Source organism: Pseudomonas sp. JAI115, from assembly GCF_014200835.1.
GTDB classification, from domain to species: Bacteria; Pseudomonadota; Gammaproteobacteria; order Pseudomonadales; family Pseudomonadaceae; genus Aquipseudomonas; species Aquipseudomonas putida_A.
On the sequence record NZ_JACHCY010000016.1, the window covers coordinates 113423 to 132075 of the forward strand.

At 59.3% G+C, this 18653-nt stretch carries 19 protein-coding genes; 9 read left to right on the plus strand and 10 right to left on the minus strand.

The window, feature by feature from the left end:
- Window positions 1-158 precede the first annotated feature (158 nt).
- Window positions 159-2069 carry an esterase EstP gene (estP, locus tag HDC30_RS25015; protein ID WP_183785578.1) on the minus strand — a complete coding sequence of 637 codons (1911 nt, stop codon included), beginning with the start codon at window positions 2067-2069 and terminating at the stop codon, window positions 159-161.
- A 407-nt stretch (window positions 2070-2476) separates the two neighbouring features.
- Between estP and HDC30_RS25020 the strand changes: the two genes are divergently transcribed.
- From HDC30_RS25020 to HDC30_RS25035, 4 genes are all read left to right on the plus strand, one after another.
- Window positions 2477-3070, plus strand: a complete 594-nt coding sequence (locus HDC30_RS25020) for an aminodeoxychorismate/anthranilate synthase component II (protein ID WP_047596412.1) — start codon at window positions 2477-2479, stop codon at window positions 3068-3070.
- 8 nt (window positions 3071-3078) lie between these two features.
- Entirely contained in the window at window positions 3079-4128 is a 1050-nt protein-coding gene (gene trpD, locus HDC30_RS25025) for an anthranilate phosphoribosyltransferase (RefSeq protein ID WP_003228800.1), read from the plus strand.
- Window positions 4125-4961 (plus strand): indole-3-glycerol phosphate synthase TrpC, encoded by an 837-nt coding sequence (gene trpC / locus HDC30_RS25030; protein ID WP_097089157.1) that lies wholly within the window; start codon window positions 4125-4127, stop codon window positions 4959-4961. The genes trpD and trpC overlap by 4 nt, the downstream gene beginning before the upstream one ends.
- A 125-nt stretch (window positions 4962-5086) precedes the next feature.
- Window positions 5087-5788 carry a lipoate--protein ligase family protein gene (locus HDC30_RS25035; RefSeq protein WP_183785580.1) on the plus strand — a complete coding sequence of 234 codons (702 nt, stop codon included), beginning with the start codon at window positions 5087-5089 and terminating at the stop codon, window positions 5786-5788.
- Window positions 5789-5798: 10 nt separating this feature from the next.
- Here the strand turns inward: HDC30_RS25035 and crp are convergent, their stop codons facing one another.
- Window positions 5799-6443: a cAMP-activated global transcriptional regulator CRP gene (gene crp / locus HDC30_RS25040; protein WP_007966430.1), complete on the minus strand. Its 645-nt coding sequence runs from the start codon at window positions 6441-6443 to the stop codon at window positions 5799-5801.
- 239 nt (window positions 6444-6682) lie between these two features.
- On the opposite strand from crp, the gene HDC30_RS25045 reads away from it, so the two are divergent.
- On the plus strand, window positions 6683-7105 hold the full coding sequence (locus HDC30_RS25045; protein ID WP_003228794.1) for an OsmC family protein: 423 nt from the start codon (window positions 6683-6685) through the stop codon (window positions 7103-7105).
- 237 nt (window positions 7106-7342) lie between these two features.
- The gene (gene speD / locus HDC30_RS25050; protein ID WP_027610737.1) at window positions 7343-8137 is read left to right on the plus strand and encodes an adenosylmethionine decarboxylase; all 795 of its coding nucleotides are present in this window, start codon (window positions 7343-7345) and stop codon (window positions 8135-8137) included.
- Window positions 8138-8255: 118 nt separating this feature from the next.
- Here speD and coq7 read toward each other — a convergent pair whose 3' ends face one another.
- From coq7 to hemJ, 6 genes are all read right to left on the minus strand, one after another.
- Window positions 8256-8903: a 2-polyprenyl-3-methyl-6-methoxy-1,4-benzoquinone monooxygenase gene (gene coq7, locus HDC30_RS25055; protein WP_027610738.1), complete on the minus strand. Its 648-nt coding sequence runs from the start codon at window positions 8901-8903 to the stop codon at window positions 8256-8258.
- A gap of 197 nt (window positions 8904-9100) precedes the next feature.
- Window positions 9101-9439: a histidine triad nucleotide-binding protein gene (locus tag HDC30_RS25060; protein ID WP_003228789.1), complete on the minus strand. Its 339-nt coding sequence runs from the start codon at window positions 9437-9439 to the stop codon at window positions 9101-9103.
- 80 nt (window positions 9440-9519) lie between these two features.
- Window positions 9520-10308, minus strand: a complete 789-nt coding sequence (locus HDC30_RS25065) for an SDR family oxidoreductase (RefSeq protein ID WP_183785582.1) — start codon at window positions 10306-10308, stop codon at window positions 9520-9522.
- Window positions 10309-10369: 61 nt separating this feature from the next.
- Window positions 10370-11317, minus strand: coding sequence for a DUF805 domain-containing protein (locus tag HDC30_RS25070; protein ID WP_183785584.1), 948 nt, complete (start codon window positions 11315-11317; stop codon window positions 10370-10372).
- 79 nt (window positions 11318-11396) lie between these two features.
- Window positions 11397-12365 (minus strand): nitronate monooxygenase family protein, encoded by a 969-nt coding sequence (locus HDC30_RS25075; RefSeq protein ID WP_027610741.1) that lies wholly within the window; start codon window positions 12363-12365, stop codon window positions 11397-11399.
- A 34-nt stretch (window positions 12366-12399) separates the two neighbouring features.
- The gene (gene hemJ, locus HDC30_RS25080; RefSeq protein ID WP_027610742.1) at window positions 12400-12828 is read right to left on the minus strand and encodes a protoporphyrinogen oxidase HemJ; all 429 of its coding nucleotides are present in this window, start codon (window positions 12826-12828) and stop codon (window positions 12400-12402) included.
- A gap of 135 nt (window positions 12829-12963) precedes the next feature.
- On the opposite strand from hemJ, the gene argC reads away from it, so the two are divergent.
- Together argC and erpA are read left to right on the plus strand one after the other, a co-directional pair.
- Window positions 12964-13998, plus strand: coding sequence for an N-acetyl-gamma-glutamyl-phosphate reductase (gene argC, locus HDC30_RS25085; RefSeq protein WP_183785586.1), 1035 nt, complete (start codon window positions 12964-12966; stop codon window positions 13996-13998).
- Window positions 13999-14166: 168 nt separating this feature from the next.
- Complete coding sequence (gene erpA, locus HDC30_RS25090; RefSeq protein WP_003228776.1) at window positions 14167-14517, plus strand: iron-sulfur cluster insertion protein ErpA; 351 nt, start codon at window positions 14167-14169, stop codon at window positions 14515-14517.
- 75 nt (window positions 14518-14592) lie between these two features.
- Here erpA and HDC30_RS25095 read toward each other — a convergent pair whose 3' ends face one another.
- Together HDC30_RS25095 and HDC30_RS25100 are read right to left on the minus strand one after the other, a co-directional pair.
- Window positions 14593-15684, minus strand: coding sequence for an anhydro-N-acetylmuramic acid kinase (locus HDC30_RS25095; protein ID WP_183785588.1), 1092 nt, complete (start codon window positions 15682-15684; stop codon window positions 14593-14595).
- A gap of 3 nt (window positions 15685-15687) precedes the next feature.
- Window positions 15688-17112 carry a peptidoglycan DD-metalloendopeptidase family protein gene (locus HDC30_RS25100; protein ID WP_183785589.1) on the minus strand — a complete coding sequence of 475 codons (1425 nt, stop codon included), beginning with the start codon at window positions 17110-17112 and terminating at the stop codon, window positions 15688-15690.
- Window positions 17113-17324: 212 nt separating this feature from the next.
- On the opposite strand from HDC30_RS25100, the gene tyrS reads away from it, so the two are divergent.
- Complete coding sequence (tyrS, locus tag HDC30_RS25105; RefSeq protein WP_027610745.1) at window positions 17325-18524, plus strand: tyrosine--tRNA ligase; 1200 nt, start codon at window positions 17325-17327, stop codon at window positions 18522-18524.
- The last annotated feature ends 129 nt before the right edge of the window (window positions 18525-18653 follow it).

An 18653-nucleotide genomic window follows, 5' to 3' on the forward strand; every position in this document is an offset into this window, starting at 1 on the left:
CCTGTAGGAGTGAGCCTGCTCGCGATTTTGGTCTGACATTCTCCTTAATGTTGACTGTTTCACCGCCATCGCGAGCAGGCTCACTCCTACATTTGATTGTGTTCAGCCATAAAAAAACGCGGCGCCTGTGAGGGTGCCGCGTTTTTTATGCCAGTAGATCAGAAATCAAGGCTGACCCCGACGTTCACCCCCTGCTGGGTAAAGTCATCATCCTTGCGCACGTTGTAGCTGGCGCGCAACGCCAGATCCTGCGTGAGCTTGTGGCTCACGCCCAGGTTCAGGCGATTGAGGTTGGTCTGCGGCTCGTAGCCTTCGAGCGTGAAGCGGTTGTTCGGCAGGCTGTTGAGGTTGATGGTCAGATCCTGGCGGTCGTCGTTGTACTCACGCTCGTGGGCGAACTCGCCGAACACTTCGGTCTGCGCGGTGATCTGGTACTTGCCCTGGATACCCACGCCCAGACGCCGCGAGTTGCGCGACTGGTCGTCAAAAGTCAGCGCCGTGGAGTCAGCGCCTTTTTCCGAGTAGCCATCGACTTCGGTCTTGCCAAAGTCGGCACTGACGAACGGCGACAGGTGCCACGGGCTGCTGGCCTGCTGCGCGATGTCGTAGCCGAGGCGGCCGCTGATCGCCAGCACGTAACCGTCGGTATCGCCTTTCTCTCCGCGCTCGTTGACCCCAAGCTGGAATTTACGCTTGAGGCTGTCGTAGTCGAGTTTGCCGGCGGTCATCGCCAGATCGCCCCACCAGCGGTTTTGCTGATACTGGGCGAACGCGGTGCCCATGTAGGAGTTGAGTTTGTATTCCGAGTCGGCGTCGCCGGCTTCGAGTTTCTGGTGATAGAAACCTGCGGCCAAGCCGACACGCCAGGCTTCGTTGACGCGATAGCTGCCGCCGATGTTCAGGTTATACCCGTTGCCATCGGCACTGGCCGCACTGTGCTGGCTGTCGAAATCCTGATGTTGACCGCCGCCGGCAACGATGGCGCGCCATTGGCCCACGGCTTGCCAGTTTTCCCAATCGGCCAGCCATTGATTGCGCAGTTCATCCTGATGCGCGCGCAACGAACCCTGGGCCATTTCCGGCAGCAGGGTCAGCTCCCAAGGGGCGGCCAGCAGCGAATAGGCGTAGTCGGCAATCAACCGCTGGCCGGCTTCGGTCGGGTGCACTGCGTCGTTGTAGATCAGCTTGGTCGGATCCGGCGTGGCGCTGTTGATGCCGTATCGGGCGTTCTCGGTGCAACTATTGCCGCTGAAACAAGTGGCCGTCAGGTTCTGGTCGGTCGCGAGGCCGAACTGCGCCGGGTTGGCGAAGGCTTCTTTGAGCAGCACCGGGATGTTCAGCGGGATGATTTCGGCGTTGATGCCCTGCAACTGCCTGACCAGCTCGGTGTTGAACTGGGCGCTGAGCTGCGAGGTGAAACCCTGCAGCGGCGAGCCGTTGATGGCTGGGGTCAGGCCGATGTCCGGCAGCAGCCAGACCATGATGTATTTGGCGCCGGCGCCTTGCAGCGTGCGGGCGCTGTCGGCCAGGCGATCGGCTGCGGCGCTGGCCTGATCGAGACTGAGTACGCGGCCTTGAAGGAAATCGTTGCCGCCCCCCGACAGGTAATACAGCGCGTTCGGGTCGGCACGGAAACCGTTCGACGGCAGGTAACCGCTGCGAGTGCGTTCGCCGGTGGCGGACTGGGTGGTGATCGAGTCGAGAATCTGGTCGGTACGGTAACCGCCCACCGCCCAGTTGTTGCCATCGGCCAGACCTTCGCCGGCACGCACGGCCGAGGATGAGGAGGCGGTCTGGTCGGGGCTGAAACCCAGTTTGCCGCCGATGATCTGGGTGGCGTTGAGGTCGCGGTTTTCCCCGGTGCCGTCCTTGTACAGCGGGCCGGTGCGGTTGGTGTAGCGCTGCGTGGCGCCGGCCGGGCCGCCGCTGTCCCTGAAGGTTCCGGCGTCGTTCAAGCTATCGCCGAACACGATGAAGTTCGAATAGGGCGCGGGTGCTGCGTACGCCTGGGCGCAAGCCATGGCGAGCAGGCAACCGGCGAGCGGTACAAACAACGTCTGTTTGATCATGAGCAAGTCCGTTTATTTATTGTTGTAGGTGAACGAAACGACAGTACCAAAAACTCCCGGCGTTTTGCCATCGGTCGCGAAGCCTCCCTTAGTTTTGTCCCCCGTCAGCCCCGCCATATTGCACGCTCCGTCCAGCTAAGTTACTGTGCCGGAACGTATGAACGAGACCTTCCCCGTGTTGATCGTCAGCAAACTTCTGGATCAAGTCATCAAGGCACACGCCCGTTGGCGTTGGCGCGCCTGAATCTTTTCTGCCGGCCCGGCCGGATCTGTATCGCTTTGCCTTCCTTACCCGTTTGAAATGCCGCTGTGCCGACGCCACCTGCGCGTCCGACATCGTGCAGCGCCCTGCGGGCAAGTCATTCGAAGGCTGTCTTCAAGTCAGAATTCAAGAGGTTCGAAACGCCATGTTGCTGATGATCGACAACTACGACTCCTTTACTTACAACGTTGTGCAGTACCTCGGCGAGCTGGGTGCCGAGGTCAAAGTCGTGCGCAACGACGAACTGACCGTCGCCGAAATCGAAGCGCTCAACCCCGAGCGCATCGTGGTCTCGCCAGGCCCGTGCACGCCGACCGAAGCCGGCATTTCCATCGAAGCCATCAAGCATTTCGCCGGCAAACTGCCGATCCTCGGCGTCTGCCTCGGCCATCAATCGATTGGCCAAGCGTTCGGCGGCGATGTCGTGCGTGCCCGTCAGGTGATGCACGGTAAGACTAGCCCGGTATTCCATGAGGACAAGGGCGTTTTCGCCGGTCTGAACCATCCGCTGACGGTTACCCGCTACCACTCGCTGATCGTCAAGCACGATACTTTGCCCGAGTGCCTGGAGCTGACCGCGTGGACCCAGCACGACGACGGCTCGGTCGACGAAATCATGGGCCTGCGGCACAAGACCCTGAACATTGAGGGCGTACAGTTCCACCCTGAGTCGATCCTGACCGAGCAGGGCCATGAACTGTTTGCCAACTTCCTCAAACAAACCGGCGGCACGCGCTAAGGACTCCCATGAATATCAAGACAGCCCTGAGCCGTATCGTCGAACACCTCGACCTCAGCACCGAAGAAATGCGTGACGTGATGCGCGAAATCATGACCGGTCAATGCACCGAGGCGCAGATCGGCGCATTCATGATGGCCATGCGCATGAAGAGCGAGAGCATCGACGAAATCGTCGGTGCCGTTTCGGTGATGCGTGAGCTGGCCGATCAGGTCGAACTCAAAACCCTCGACGGCGTGGTCGACGTGGTCGGTACCGGCGGTGACGGTGCGAACATTTTCAACGTGTCGACTGCTTCGGCTTTCGTTGTCGCGGCAGCCGGTTGCACCGTGGCCAAGCACGGCAACCGTGCGGTGTCGGGCAAGAGCGGCAGCGCCGACTTGCTCGAAGCAGCCGGCATCTACCTGAACCTGACGCCGGTGCAGGTCGCCCGTTGCATCGACAACGTCGGCATCGGTTTCATGTTTGCCCAGACCCACCACAAAGCCATGAAGTACGCCGCCGGCCCGCGTCGCGATCTCGGCCTGCGTACGCTGTTCAACATGCTCGGCCCGCTTACGAATCCGGCCGGTGTCAAACATCAGGTGGTGGGCGTGTTTACGCCTGCGCTGTGCCGGCCATTGGCCGAAGTCTTGCAGCGTCTTGGCAGCAAGCACGTACTGGTGGTGCATTCGAAGGACGGTCTGGACGAGTTCAGTCTTGCCGCGCCGACCTTCGTCGCTGAGCTGAAGAACAACGAGATCACTGAGTATTGGGTCGAGCCGGAAGACTTGGGCATGAAGAGTCAGAGCCTGCACGGTCTCTCGGTCGAAGGCCCGGAAGCGTCGCTGGCGCTGATCCGCGATGCACTGGGCAAGCGCAAGACCGAAAACGGCCAGAAAGCCGCTGAAATGATTGTGCTCAATGCCGGTGCGGCGCTGTATGCCGCTGACCTGGCGACCAGTCTCAAAGAAGGCGTGGCACTTGCGCACGATGCTCTGCACACCGGTCTTGCTCGGGAAAAGCTCGAGGAGTTGGGTGCCTTTACCGCGGTATTCAAAGTGGAGAATGAGGGATGAGTGTACCGACGGTTCTGGAAAACATTCTGGCGCGCAAAGTCCAGGAAGTCGCCGAGCGTAGCGCTCGCGTCAGCCTGAGCGAGCTGGAAAGTCTGGCCAAGGCGGCCGATGCACCCCGTGGTTTTGCCCAGGCATTGCTGGCGCAGGCCAAGAAGAAGCAGCCGGCGGTGATCGCCGAAATCAAAAAGGCTTCGCCGAGCAAAGGCGTGATCCGCGAGAACTTCGTGCCTGCCGACATTGCCAAGAGCTACGAGAAGGGCGGGGCGACCTGTCTGTCCGTACTGACCGATATCGACTACTTCCAGGGCGCCGATGCCTACCTGCAACAGGCCCGCGCCGCTTGCAAACTGCCTGTAATCCGCAAGGACTTCATGATCGATCCGTACCAGATCGTCGAAGCCCGCGCACTGGGCGCCGACTGCGTGCTGTTGATCGTCTCCGCACTGGACGACGTGAAAATGGCTGAGTTGGCCTCGGTCGCCAAAGGCGTCGGTCTCGACGTGCTGGTGGAAGTGCACGACGGCGATGAGCTGGAACGCGCACTGAAAACCCTCGACACGCCGCTGGTCGGGGTCAACAACCGCAATCTGCACACCTTCGACGTCAGCCTGGAAACCACCCTCGACCTGCTGCCGCGCATCCCGCGCGACCGTATGGTGATTACCGAGAGCGGCATCCTCAACCGTGCCGATGTTGAGCTGATGGAAATCAGCGACGTTTATGCGTTCCTGGTCGGCGAAGCGTTCATGCGCGCGGAAAGCCCGGGCACCGAACTGCAGCGCCTGTTCTTCCCGGAGCGTGGCGTGCCGGTCAGTGGTTCGACCCTCGACTGACCGAGTCGACCTCATTCGCGAGCAGGCTCGCTCCCACATTGGAATGCATTTCCCCTGTGGGAGCGAGCCTGCTCGCGAAGAGGCCCTCAAAATCCCTAAAGATTCCAGATCTGCCGGAGCCCTCCATGTCGCTGCCCACCTTCCTGACCATCGAGGCCGGCCTGCAAGCCGAGCAAGACCTGTTGGCCTCGATCTGCGCCGGCAACGCCGAATCCGGTCTGCTGTTCTGGCAACCCAGTGATCGCGCCTTGGTCATGCCGCGTCGCCTCAATCGTCTGCCCGGTTTTGACCACGCCTGTGAAGTCTCCGCCGCTGCCGGCTGGCCAGTCTTGCTGCGGGAAACCGGCGGTGAACCGGTCCCGCAATCCGCTTCAACCATCAACATCGCATTGGTTTACGCCCCGCCCCGCAGCGAGGGCGATCTGAACCGCATCGAAACCGGTTACCGGCGCCTGTGTGATCCGATCTGTGAATTGCTCGATGAGTTGGGTGGTGTGTCGTCGTTGGGCGAAATCGACGGCGCGTTCTGCGACGGTCGTTTCAACGTCAATCTCGACGGCCGCAAGATGGTCGGCACCGCTCAGCGCTGGCGCCAGAGTCAGGGCGGTCAGCGTCCGGTGGGGCTGGTGCACGGGGCGATGCTGATGGATAACGAGCGCGAGTCGATGGTTGCAGCGGTCAATCGCTTCAACGAGGCTTGCGGTCTGGAGCAGCGGGTGCGCGCCGAAAGCCACATCGCCCTGCATGAGAAGTTCGTCGCGCCAACGGCTTTGGCGCGTCTGGATGAGCTGTTTCGTCTGATGCTGGCGCAGGTCTACAGCGCCTGATTTTGCGCGCTTAGCGCGTACCGAAGACTACCATGGTCTTGCCTTTCACATCGACCAGGTTGCGTTCTTCAAGATCCTTGAGCACGCGACCGACCATCTCCCGCGAACAACCGACAATCCGGCCGATTTCCTGACGGGTCACCTTGATCTGCATGCCGTCCGGGTGGGTCATCGCGTCGGGCTGCTTACACAGCTCCAGCAGGCAGCGGGCCACGCGACCGGTAACGTCGAAGAACGCCAGGTCGCCGACCTTGCGCGTGGTATTGCGCAGACGTTGGGCGATTTGTCCGCTGAGGACGTAAAGAATGTCTGGATCCTGCTGCGACAGTTCGCGGAACTTCACGTAGCTGATTTCGGCGATTTCGCATTCGACCTTGGCCCGCACCCATGCGCTGCGTTGCTGTTCCTGGCCTGCCTGTTCGAACAGACCCAGCTCGCCGAAGAAGTCCCCGGCGTTGAGGTAGGCGATGATCATTTCGCGGCCGTCGTCATCTTCGATCAAGATGGTGACCGAACCTTTGATGATGAAGTACAGCGTGTCCGAGCGATCGCCGGCGCAGATGATGTTGCTCTTGGCCGCATGGCGACGGCGCTGGCAATGCATCAACAGCTTGTCGAGGTTCTTGATTTTGGGTGTGGGGGTAATAGCAACCATGGTTGTATCCCGAAAAGACTGCACGGTGATGTTTGATTTTTTTATGAGGCGCTGAAGGCGGTCGCTACACAGGCTGACAATTGGCGCCAGCGAATTGGCGCCAGCTTACCAGACACTTCGTCGAAAATTCGAGAAATTACCTACGCAGCTGAGGCATCCGTCCTAGGAACGCCGGGCGCTGCCAGAGCAAAGGCCTGTGCTAAGCTGGCGACCCTTTTTTCTACAGTGGAGTCTTGGCGATGAAGGCACGCATCCAATGGGCTGGCGAAGCCATGTTCCTCGGCGAATCCGGTAGCGGTCATGTTGTGGTCATGGACGGACCACCGGACGCCGGTGGTCGTAATCTGGGTGTTCGCCCGATGGAAATGCTCCTGCTGGGCGTTGGCGGTTGCAGCAACTTCGACGTGGTCAGCATCCTGAAGAAGTCGCGTCAGGCGGTTGAAAGCTGCGAAGCGTTCCTCGAAGCCGAGCGAGCGACCGAAGATCCGAAGGTGTTCACCAAGATCCACATGCACTTCGTGGTCAAGGGCCGTGGCCTGAAAGAAGCCCAGGTCAAGCGCGCCATCGAACTGTCTGCCGAGAAGTATTGCTCGGCCTCGATCATGCTCGGCGCGGCCGGCGTGGCGATCACTCACGATTATGAAATCGTCGAGCTCGGTTGAATCGACATTCAACTATCATAAAAGCAGTGCAGACTCTGGCGATCCCTCGCTGACGTCTGCATAATGCGCCACTTTTTTCAGGGCAGTGATCGGTCAACCGACGGATCGTCCGCCTGAACAGATAACCAAAATCGCCATCGCGAAGAGGTGTTAACCGTCCTACGCAGGTGCGTTGTTCGCACTTGACGGGCATGCTTGATCACGCGGCTGCGCCGCATACATAGAGAGTTTTTAACGGTGAAAAGCAAACTCAAGCTCCACGGGTTCAATAACCTGACAAAGACCTTGAGCTTCAACATCTATGACATCTGCTACGCGGAAACCCCGCAAGACCAGCAGGCTTACGTCGAGTACATCAATCAAGAGTACAACGCCGAACGCCTGACGCAGATCCTCACGGAAGTTGTCGAAATCATTGGTGCCAACATTCTGAACATCGCGAGTCAGAACTATGAGCCTCAGGGTGCCAGCGTCACGATTCTGATCTCGGAAGAGCCGGTGACCCCGACTGACAGCCAGATCGAAGAGTCCCCGGGTCCATTGCCCGAAATCATCCTTGCCCACCTCGACAAGAGTCACATCACGGTGCATACCTATCCGGAAATCCATCCGGACGCCGGTATTGCGACGTTCCGTGTGGACATCGACGTGTCGACCTGTGGTGTCATTTCACCGCTTAAAGCGCTCAACTTCCTCATTCACCAGTTCGATTCGGACATCGTGACTGTGGACTACCGTGTGCGCGGCTTCACCCGTGACGTTGAAGGCAACAAGCACTTCATCGACCACGAGATCAACTCGATCCAGAACTACCTTTCCGAAGACACTCGCGACGCGTACCAGATGACCGACGTGAATGTGTACCAGGAAAACCTGTTCCACACCAAAATGCTGCTGAAGAACTTCGAACTGGATAACTACCTGTTCGGCGACGCCACCAGCAACCTGTCCTCCGAGCAGCGTGCTCAGGTGACCGAGCGTGTGAAACACGAAATGCTGGAAATCTTCTACGCGCGCAACATGCCGGCGTAAGATTCCCGGGCACAAAAAAGGCGACTACCGTGCGGTAGTCGCCTTTTTTATTGCCGAAAAACAGAATCCTGTGGGAGCGGGCTTGCTCGCGAAGAGGCCCTTTGCGGCAATACAGATATCAGATCCGATAAGTACTCTTGGTCATCACCTTCGCCAACAGACTCATCCCGAACTTCACCGGCGCCGGAAAACGGAAACCACCCGCATCCAGTGCACTCTCCGCATGATGTTCTTCATCAATGCGCATCTGTTCCAGAATCGCCCGGGACTTCTCGTCCTCGGCCGGCAATTGTTCCAGGTGCTCGTTCAAGTGCTTGCACACCTGATGCTCGGTGGCCGCGACGAAGCCAAGGCTGACCTTGTCACTGATCAGACCAGCTACAGCGCCGATGCCGAACGACATTCCATAGAACAGCGGATTGAGCACGCTGGTGTGGCTGCCCAGTTGATGGATGCGCTGTTCGCACCACACCAGGTGATCGATTTCTTCTTCGGCGGCGTGCTCCATGGCAGCACGCACCTGCGGCAATTTTGCAGTCAGCGCCTGCCCTTGGTACAGCGCCTGGGCGCAGACCTCGCCGGTGTGGTTGATGCGCATCAGGCCAGCGACGTGGCGGGTGTCCTCGTCGCTCATCTGCACATCCGGCTGCACGATGGCTGGCGACGGACGGTAGGGCTGACCGCTGAAGGGCAGCAGGGTCCGCATCGCGGCATCGGCTTGCAGCAGAAGACGGTCAATCGGCGAGTAGTGACGTTGGGTAGTCATGCTGACCTCCGGGAAAAATCTCGACCGCCAGTTTAACCGAATCGGCCGGGGAAGGTTTGCGCTGGGTCATTTGCCACGCGGTCATGCTTTTGGTGGGAGCGGGCTTGCTCGCGAAGGCGTCGGCACCTTCAGAATATCAATGTCAGACACTCCGCTTTCGCGAGCAAGCCCGCTCCTACAGGGGCGGATGCAGTGAATCAGCCCGGCGGCCAGTTCATCTGGCGCTGACCAAGTACGTGCATATGAATGTGATAGACGGTCTGGCCACCTTTTTCATTGCAGTTCATCACCACCCGGAAGCCTTCCTCGCAGCCCAGCTCCAGCGCCAGACGCTGGGCAGTGAACAGGATGTGCCCGGCCAGTGCCTTGTCGTCTTCGGTCAGGTCGTTGAGGGTGCGCACCGGTTTCTTCGGGATCACCAGAAAATGCACCGGTGCCTGAGGGGCGATGTCGTGGAACGCCAGAACCTGGTCGTCCTCGTAAATGATCTTGGCCGGGATCTCCCGGTTGATGATCTTGGTGAACAGAGTATCCACTGCTGTTTTCTCCGTTGTGGGGGCTGGCCTGAGTGTACGCATGGGAAATGACTCCGCCCAGTGTTTTGCCGTAGGACAGTTCAGCGCGGGCAGTAAGCCTTGTTGACCATGCCGACGATGGTGCGATTGAGCCAGCGCGAGCCGAGGCGTGGCAGGAAGGCCAGCCACCGGTTGCGTCGTCCCGGAATGATGATGGCGCGGTTTTTCTCCAGTGCACGCACGGTGTACAGCGCGACTTCCTCGGGACTCATCAGCAGTTTGCTGTCCTTGAGTTTGTCGCTGTTGAGCTGCGCGGTGCGGAAGAATGCGGTGCGGGTCGGGCCGGGGCAAAGTACCGAGACTTTGACCGCGCTCTGTTTCAGTTCAACCCGCAGCGCTTCGGAGAAGTGCAATACGTAAGCCTTGCTGGCGTAGTAAGTGCTCATCCACGGGCCGGGATTGAACGCCGCCACCGAGGCGACGTTGAGGATCTGTCCGCCGCCCTGCAGCGCCATGCTGTTGCCGATGGCGTGGCACAGGCGGGTGAGGGCGAGGATGTTGACTTCGATCAGATCCTGCTCGGTCATCCAGTCCTGGGCGAGGAACGGGCCGCAGGTGCCGATGCCGGCGCAATTGACCAGCAGATCGATCTGCCGGTCGCCTTCTTCCAGTTCCAGCAGGAAGCCGGACAAGCGCAATGGCTCGCCCAGGTCGCAGGCGCGGAACAACACCTCCACGCCAAAGCGCTGGGTCAGTTCGATCGCGATACTTTCCAGCTGATCACGCTGGCGGGCCACCAGAATCAGGCTGTGGCCGCGCCGGGCCAGCGCTTCAGCCATGGCCAGGCCGATGCCACTGGAGGCGCCAGTGATCAGAGCGTAACGGGTCATGCAATTCTCCATCGCAACAGCTCCGCGCCAGCGACGCAGGTGTCACGGCGGGGAGCGTTGTTCATTCTTTCGCAGAGTCTACAGGGGCCGGGGGCGCTTCGGCTGCATCGTCCACGGAATTCGCCGGTTCAGTCTCGACCTCGACTTCATCGGTAGTGACCGAGCCGCTTTCGTAGCTGCTCTCAAGGTTGCTTTCGTATTCCTGCTGGATCGCCGAGATACCGCCGAGCATGCCACCGGCAAATACCAGGGCGAAGAACACGATCCACAACGAGCACAGCACTTTGACCGCGGTGCTGTTGGGTGGCGGTGGCGGGCCGTAGCGGTTGGCGCCGGTGTTGCCCGGCACGACCATGATCACCAGCGGGAAGAAGCTGCCCACGAACGGCACCAGGTTCAGCAGCCACAGCCAGCCGGACCAGCCGATGTCGTGCAGGCGCTGTACGCTGAACAGAATGCTGACAATGATGAAACCGAGAAACAGGAAGAACGCGAATATCCCGCCGATGATCAGGCCGGTGGTGGTGTCGCCGCTGACCAGTCCAAGACCGATAAATGCAAATATCGCCACGATCGGCAGGGTCACCAGGCTCAGCACCATCGTCCAGGCCAGAAACCGCAGTCGACCGATCCGGCCTTCGACGCTGAAGGGCTTGAGCACTGCGAATGCTGGCAGGTTTTCGCCGACATTGGCCCGAGGTGGCGCATAGGGTGATGCGGGTTCGTTGAAAGTCGCCGGTTGTTCATGCACGTCCGACAGACTCAGTTCGATCGTCGTTTCGCTTTCGATCCGTGCATCGATCCCGGTCTTGCTCAGTGCTTGCAGATAAGTCTGCGCATCGCTGTGGGTCAGGTCGCGTTTGAGGGCGACGGTGCTGCCGTTGAACAGGCGCTCGATGGCGGCAACATCGCTTTTGAACAGGGCCGCCAGATTGAGCTTGGCGGTGGTGAGATCGACACCGGGCTGTAGAGCACCGTCGAAAACGATCTTGTAGCGAGGTTCGCTCATGGCCGAGGCATCCTTGTCGCGAATCAATTGAAGGTCAGCAAGTGTAAGGCCAGTCGGTCGATGACTGGCCTGATTTTTCTCAGCGTGGCCAGCGTTTTGGCAACTGCGCCGCGCGTTCCAGCGCCTGACGATATTCCGCGTCGAGCCGGGCGATCAACTGGTCGACGCTCGGCAGGTCGTCGATCTGGCCTACGCCCTGGCCGGCCGACCACACGGTCTTCCAGGCCTTGGCTTCATCGTTGATCGGTTTGAGCTTGTCACCGAAATTGACCTCGCCCTTGCCTTGCAGCGCGGCCATGTCGAAACCCGCCGCCTCCAGGCTTTGACGCATGAAGCTGGCCGGTACTCCGGAGACTGCAGGAGTATGAATGATGTCCGCCGCCTTGGCCGTCAGCAGCATGTCCTTATAGGCGTCAGGCGCATGACTTTCGGTGGTGCCGATAAATCGCGTACCGAAGTAGGCCAAATCCGCGCCGAGCAGCTGTGCGGCCAAAATCTCATGGCCGTGGTTAAGACATCCGGCAAGCAACAGGGTTTTATCGAAGAATTCACGGATCTCGGCGATCAGTGCAAACGGACTCCAGGTGCCGGCATGGCCGCCGGCGCCCGCCGCGACGGCGATCAAGCCGTCGACTCCGGCTTCGGCGGCTTTCTCGGCATGCCGGCGCGTGGTCACGTCGTGGAACACCAGGCCGCCGTAGCTGTGCACGGCATCGACCAGTTCCTTCACCGCGCCGAGGCTGGTGATGACAATCGGCACCTTGTGCTCGACGCAGATGTTCAGATCCGCCTGCAGGCGCGGATTGCTGTTGTGCACGATCAGGTTCACTGCATACGGCGCCGGGTTGTCCAGTGTCGCCAGGCCCGCTTCAATCTCCTCCAGCCAGGCCTTGAAGCCGCTGCTTTCACGCTGGTTCAGCGCCGGGAAGCTGCCAACCACGCCGTTACGGCAGCAGGCGAGCACCAGCTCCGGGTTGGAGATCAGGAACATCGGCGCCGCCACTATCGGCAAGCGCAGACGTTGTTCGAGCAAAGCGGGCAGCGACATTGGAAATCCCCCGAGGTGTGATGCTGTTATGAAGTTAGAACGGCTTGACCACGACCAGAATTACGATAGCCAGCAATATCAGAACCGGCACTTCATTGAACCAGCGATAAAAGACATGGCTGCGGGTGTTCTCGCCACGGGCGAAGCGTTTTACCTGCGCGCCGCACATGTGGTGGTAGCCGATCAGCAAGACCACCAGGGTCAGCTTGGCGTGAATCCAGCCGCCCATGCTGAAGATGCCCGGATTGAGGTAGATCAGCCAGCCGCCGAAGATCAGCGTGGCGATCATCGCCGGGCCCATGATGCCGCGATACAGCTTGCGCTCCATGAGGCTGAAGCGTTCCTTGCTGATCGCGTCTTCACTTTGCGCGTGATAAACGAACAGCCGCGGCAAGTAGAACAGCCCGGCAAACCAGCAGACGACGCTGACGATGTGAAACGCTTTGATCCACAGATAGAGCATTTTTGGTTATTCCCAGGTTCACGGTAGCCGGGATAGTAGAGGCTTGAGCGTCCGCACGTCACCTTGATGGTTGTCGCAGGGGCGCGCGGCCCCTATTATCGACGGCTTTCCAGTGGGTTCGTTGAGGGCAGGTTTATGGTCAAGGTCGGTATCGTCGGCGGCACGGGTTACACCGGTGTCGAACTGCTGCGTCTGTTGGCACAGCATCCGCAGGCAGAAGTGGTAGTGATCACTTCCCGATCCGAGGCCGGTCTGGCCGTGGCTGACATGTACCCGAACCTGCGCGGTCACTACGACGGTCTGGCGTTCAGCGTGCCGGACATCAAAACCCTGGGTGCGTGTGATGTGGTGTTCTTCGCCACCCCGCACGGCGTTGCCCATGCGTTGGCCGGTGAACTGCTGGCGGCGGGCACCAAGGTCATCGACCTGTCTGCGGACTTCCGTCTGCAGGACGCTGAAGAATGGGCCAGGTGGTACGGCCAGCCGCACGGTGCGCCGGCGTTGCTGGACGAGGCGGTCTACGGTCTGCCGGAAGTCAATCGTGAGCAGATCAAGAAGGCGCGTCTGATCGCCGTACCGGGTTGCTATCCAACCGCCACACAGTTGGGTTTCCTGCCGCTGCTTGAAGCGGGTCTGGCTGATACTTCGCGTCTGATCGCCGACTGCAAGTCCGGCGTCAGCGGTGCCGGTCGCGGTGCTTCTGTAGGCTCGCTGTACTCCGAGACGTCGGAAAGCATGAAGGCTTATGCGGTGAAAGGTCACCGTCATCTGCCGGAAATTCGCCAGGGTCTGCGTCGCGCTGCCGGTAAGGATGTCGGTCTGACCTTCGTCCCGCACCTGACCCCGATGATTCGTGGCATTCATTCCACGCTCTACGCGACCGTGGTTGATCGTTCGGTGGATCTGCAGGCACTGTTCGAAAAGCGTTATGCCAACGAGCCGTTCGTCGACGTGATGCCGGCCGGTAGCCATCCGGAAACCCGCAGCGTGCGTGGCGCCAACGTCTGCCGCATCGCTGTGCATCGTCCGCAGGATGGTGATCTGGTGGTGGTGCTGTCGGTGATCGACAACCTGGTCAAAGGCGCGTCGGGTCAGGCGGTGCAGAACATGAACATCCTGTTCGGCCTGGATGAACGCTTCGGTTTGTCCCACGCCGGTATGCTGCCGTAACACGTTCGGCAACACAGCAAAAAGGCCCGTCAAACGGGCCTTTTTGCATTCTGGGCAGTTGGTCGGGTTTATTGATATACCGTAACAATAGTTGACCGATTTTCTAGGACAAGCGGATAATGCGCGTCATCACGCATTATGGCGGCGTAACGCCGGGAGATAGTCAGCATGAGCGTCGAATCCTTCACCCCCACGGCTTTGCAATTCACCCAAGGTGCTGCGCACAAGGTGAAGAGCCTGGTCGATGAAGAGGGGAATGATCGCTTGAAGCTGCGCGTATTCGTTACGGGCGGCGGTTGTTCAGGGTTTCAGTACGGCTTCACCTTCGATGAGGATGTGGCCGAGGACGACACCATCGTCGAGCGCGAAGGTGTGAGTCTGGTGGTCGATCCGATGAGTTTCCAGTACCTGGCGGGTGCCGAAGTGGACTATCAGGAAGGTCTGGAAGGTTCGCGCTTCGTGATCAAGAACCCGAACGCCACCACGACCTGTGGTTGCGGCTCTTCGTTCTCGATCTGATCGCACCCCGCTGCGCACAACAAAACGCCGCAGAGCCTTCCGGTTCTGCGGCGTTTTTTGTTGCCTGTCTTTTGTTCAGTTCGGGTAGATGGCGCCGAGTACCCGCAGGCCTTTGGCGCCGGTGACGCTCGGGCGATTGGCGGCAATGCCTTCGAGGCAGCAATGGGCCAGCCAGGCGAAGGCCATTGCCTCGACCCAGTCCGGATCGACGCCGTGAGTGGCGGTGCTGGCGACGGTGGCGTTAGGCAGCAGGTCGGCAAGACGTTTCATCAGCGTAGCGTTGTGAGCGCCGCCGCCGCAGACCAACATTTCCCGCGTATCGGATTGAGCGCTTTGCAGCGACTCGACGATGGTCTGCGCCGTCAGTTCGAGCAGCGTTGCCTGAACGTTTTCAGCAGCGAAGCTCGGCAAACTTGAGAGGTGGTGCTCCAGCCACGGCAGGTTGAACACTTCCCGGCCAGTGCTCTTCGGGCCTTTGGTCACGAAGAACGGGTCGCCGAGCAGAGCTTTCAGCAAGACTGGCTCGACCGTGCCGGTGGCTGCCCACTGGCCGTTGCGATCATAGTTCTCGCCGCGTTGCTGATGAATCCAGGCATCCATCAGCACATTCCCAGGGCCGCAGTCGAAACCGGCTACAGGCCTGGTCGGTTCTATCAGACTGAGATTGCTGAAACCGCCGACATTCAGGACTGCGCGGTTACCGTTACGCTCTTCGAACAAAGCCTCATGGAAGGCTGGTACCAGCGGGGCACCCTGACCGCCAGCAGCCACATCGCGGCTGCGGAAGTCGCTGACCACGGTAATGCCGGTCAGCTCTGTCAGGAGTGCGGGATTGCCGATTTGCACAGTGAAGCCACGAGCGGGCTCATGACGAATGGTCTGGCCATGGCTGCCGATTGCACGAATGGCCTCAGGCTTTAGTTGCTGCTGATCGAGGAGGGTATGGATGCCCTGTGCAGCGAGTTTGACCCAGTGCTGCTGGGCGATCGCCGAGCGGGCAATCTCGTCGGGGCCGCTGGCGCACAAGCCAAGCAGCTCGGCGCGCAGGGATTCAGGCATGGGGATGTAATGCGTGGCGATCAGTTTGATCGCCGAGGTCTGCTCGATCAGGGCGATGTCCAGCCCATCGAGACTGGTGCCGGACATCACGCCGATATAAAGAGCCATGGCTTAGCGCTTGCTCGAAGCCAGCATGGTGGCCTTCTCTTGATCCATGCGCGCCATCAGCGGTTGGCTCTGCGCAAGGAAGCGTGCGCGCTCGGACTTGGCGATCGGATCTGCCATCGGCAGCTTCTGGCCCAGCGGGTCGACGTGAACACCGTTGACCTGGAACTCATAGTGCAAGTGCGGTCCAGTGGACAGGCCGGTGGTACCAATGTAACCGATCACTTGGCCCTGCTTGACGCTGCCGCCGGTTTTCACGCCTTTGGCGAAGCCTTGCATGTGGCCATACAGCGTGCGGTAAGTGTTGCCGTGCTGGATGATCACCGTGTTGCCGTAGCCACCGCGGCGACCGGCCAGCAGCACTTTACCGTCGCCGGCAGCCTTGATCGGCGTACCGCGTGGGGCCGCGTAATCGACACCTTTGTGGGCGCGGATCTTGTTGAGGATCGGGTGTTTGCGGCCCATGGAGAATTTCGAACTGATGCGGGCGAAGTCCACCGGGGTACGGATGAACGCCTTACGCATGCTGTTGCCATCAGCGGTGTAATAGCTGCTGTTGCCTTGTTTGTTGGTGTAACGCACGGCGGTGTAGGTCTTGCCGCGGTTGGTGAAGCGTGCAGACAGAATCGGGCCGGTGCCCACTGCCTTGCCGTTGACTACTTTCTGCTCGTAGATCACGTCGAATTCGTCGCCTTGGCGGATGTCCTGAGCGAAGTCGACGTCGTAGCCGAAGACGCTGGCCATATCCATCGTCAGGCTGTGGGACAGGCCTGCGCGGGCAGCGGATTGTGACAGTGAGCTATTGATCACGCCGTGCACGTAAGCCGTGCGAACGGTCGGCTTGGCTGTTACGCGGTTGAATGCGTAGCCCTTGTCATTCTTGGTCAGGGTAATGGTTTCGACATCGCTGACCTTGCTGTGCAGGCTGGTCAGTTGGCCTTCCGGGTTCAGTTCGAACTCCAGCTTCTGGCCGTGCTTGAGCTGGCTGAACTGTTTGGCTTGTTTGTCGCTGGCCAGCACTTCGTGCACAGCAGCGGCCGGCAGACCGACTTTCTCGAACAATGTAGAGAGCGTATCGCCTTTGGATACGACGACTTCGCGGTGCCCCGGGGCTTTTGGTTTCTCTGCAGCCGGAGCTGGGGCAGGTGCGGCTTCAGCGGTTTTCGGGGTTTCTTCGGTGCTGTTTTCGATCTGGGCGAAAGGTGAGGCTGCTGGCTTATTTGTGGCTTGAATCGCGTCAGCAGCGTCTTGATCTTGTGTCAGTTGTTCAGCAGGACTTTCCAGGTCCAGGCTCAGGGTCGTCTTTTTGGCTTCGACATCACTGGAAGGAAATACCAGGAGCGCCAGACTGAGAAGGGCGGCGATTCCACTTGCGGCGAGCAGGTGGGTCTTCGGGTAAAGCGGTGGCGCTTTAGACGGTTCAGTGGTCATAAGTAATTTTGACTTTGAAAAAAGATGAATTGGAAAAGATGAATGACATGATGAAGATGAAATAACTGTATAAAATATAACCAAATCATCCCCGAAGCAAGTCTACAGGCACCCTGTCTGCAGATTGGTGTCCGTGCGCCGGGCAAAACTTGTAATTGGTGCACGATCTTGTATGGTTGGTTCCCTTTGAATCTGAGCCTTGCGGGTCTGTTATGAAGTCGGTTGAAGAGCAGCTAGCGCTGATTAAACGTGGTGCGGAAGAACTATTGGTCGAGTCCGAGCTGATCGAGAAGCTCAAGCGCGGCCAGCCGCTGCGTATCAAGGCTGGTTTCGATCCAACCGCCCCGGATCTGCACTTGGGTCACACCGTGCTTATTAATAAGCTGCGCCAGTTCCAGGAATTGGGGCATCAGGTGATCTTCCTGATTGGTGACTTCACCGGGATGATCGGTGATCCAAGCGGCAAGAGCGCTACGCGTCCCCCTTTGACTCGCGAGCAGGTTTTGGAAAACGCCGAGACCTACAAGTCACAGGTGTTCAAGATTCTGGATCCGGCGAAAACCGAAGTTGCTTTCAACTCCACCTGGATGGATCAGATGGGGCCGGCGGACTTCATTCGTCTGACTTCGCAATACACTGTCGCTCGCATGCTTGAGCGTGATGACTTCGACAAGCGTTACACCACCAACCAACCGATCGCTATTCACGAGTTTCTCTATCCGCTGGTTCAGGGATATGACTCGGTTGCTCTGCGCGCGGATGTTGAGTTGGGCGGTACCGATCAGAAATTCAACCTGCTGATGGGGCGTGAGCTGCAGCGTGGGTATGGCCAGGAGGCTCAGTGCATTCTGACCATGCCGTTGCTGGAAGGTCTGGATGGCGTGAAGAAGATGTCCAAGTCGTTGGGCAATTACGTCGGTATCCAGGAAGCGCCAGGTGTGATGTACGGCAAGCTGGTTTCGATTCCGGATGCGCTGATGTGGCGTTACTTTGAGCTGCTCAGCTTCCGTTCGATGGATGAGATCAATGCCTTCCGTGCAGATGTCGAGGCGGGGGCTAACCCGCGCGACATCAAGATCAAGTTGGCGGAAGAGATTGTCGCGCGCTTCCATGGTGAGGAGGCTGCGGCCAATGCTCATCGCGCTGCCGGTAACCGTATGAAGGATGGCGAACTGCCGGATGATCTGCCGGAGATCGAACTGGCCTCTGCTGAAGATATGCCAATTGCGGCCGTCCTTAATAAGGCAGGGCTGGTGAAGAACTCGGCAGCGGCGCGTGATCTGTTGGCTTCTGGTGGTGTGCGTGTGGATGGTGAGGTGGTTGATCGCTCCTTTATATATGTGCTGGGCGCGACCCACGTTTGCCAGGCGGGCAAGAAGGCATTTGCACGTATCACACTGAAAGCTGAATAAAGTTTGAAATAAGGGTTGACGGCGAATTTTAGAAGTCTATAATTCGCCCCACTTCCGGCGCAGTCGAAACGGAAAACTCCTTGAGATTCAATGAGTTACGCAGTTTTCGGCAGCGGCTTGCTTCAGTTC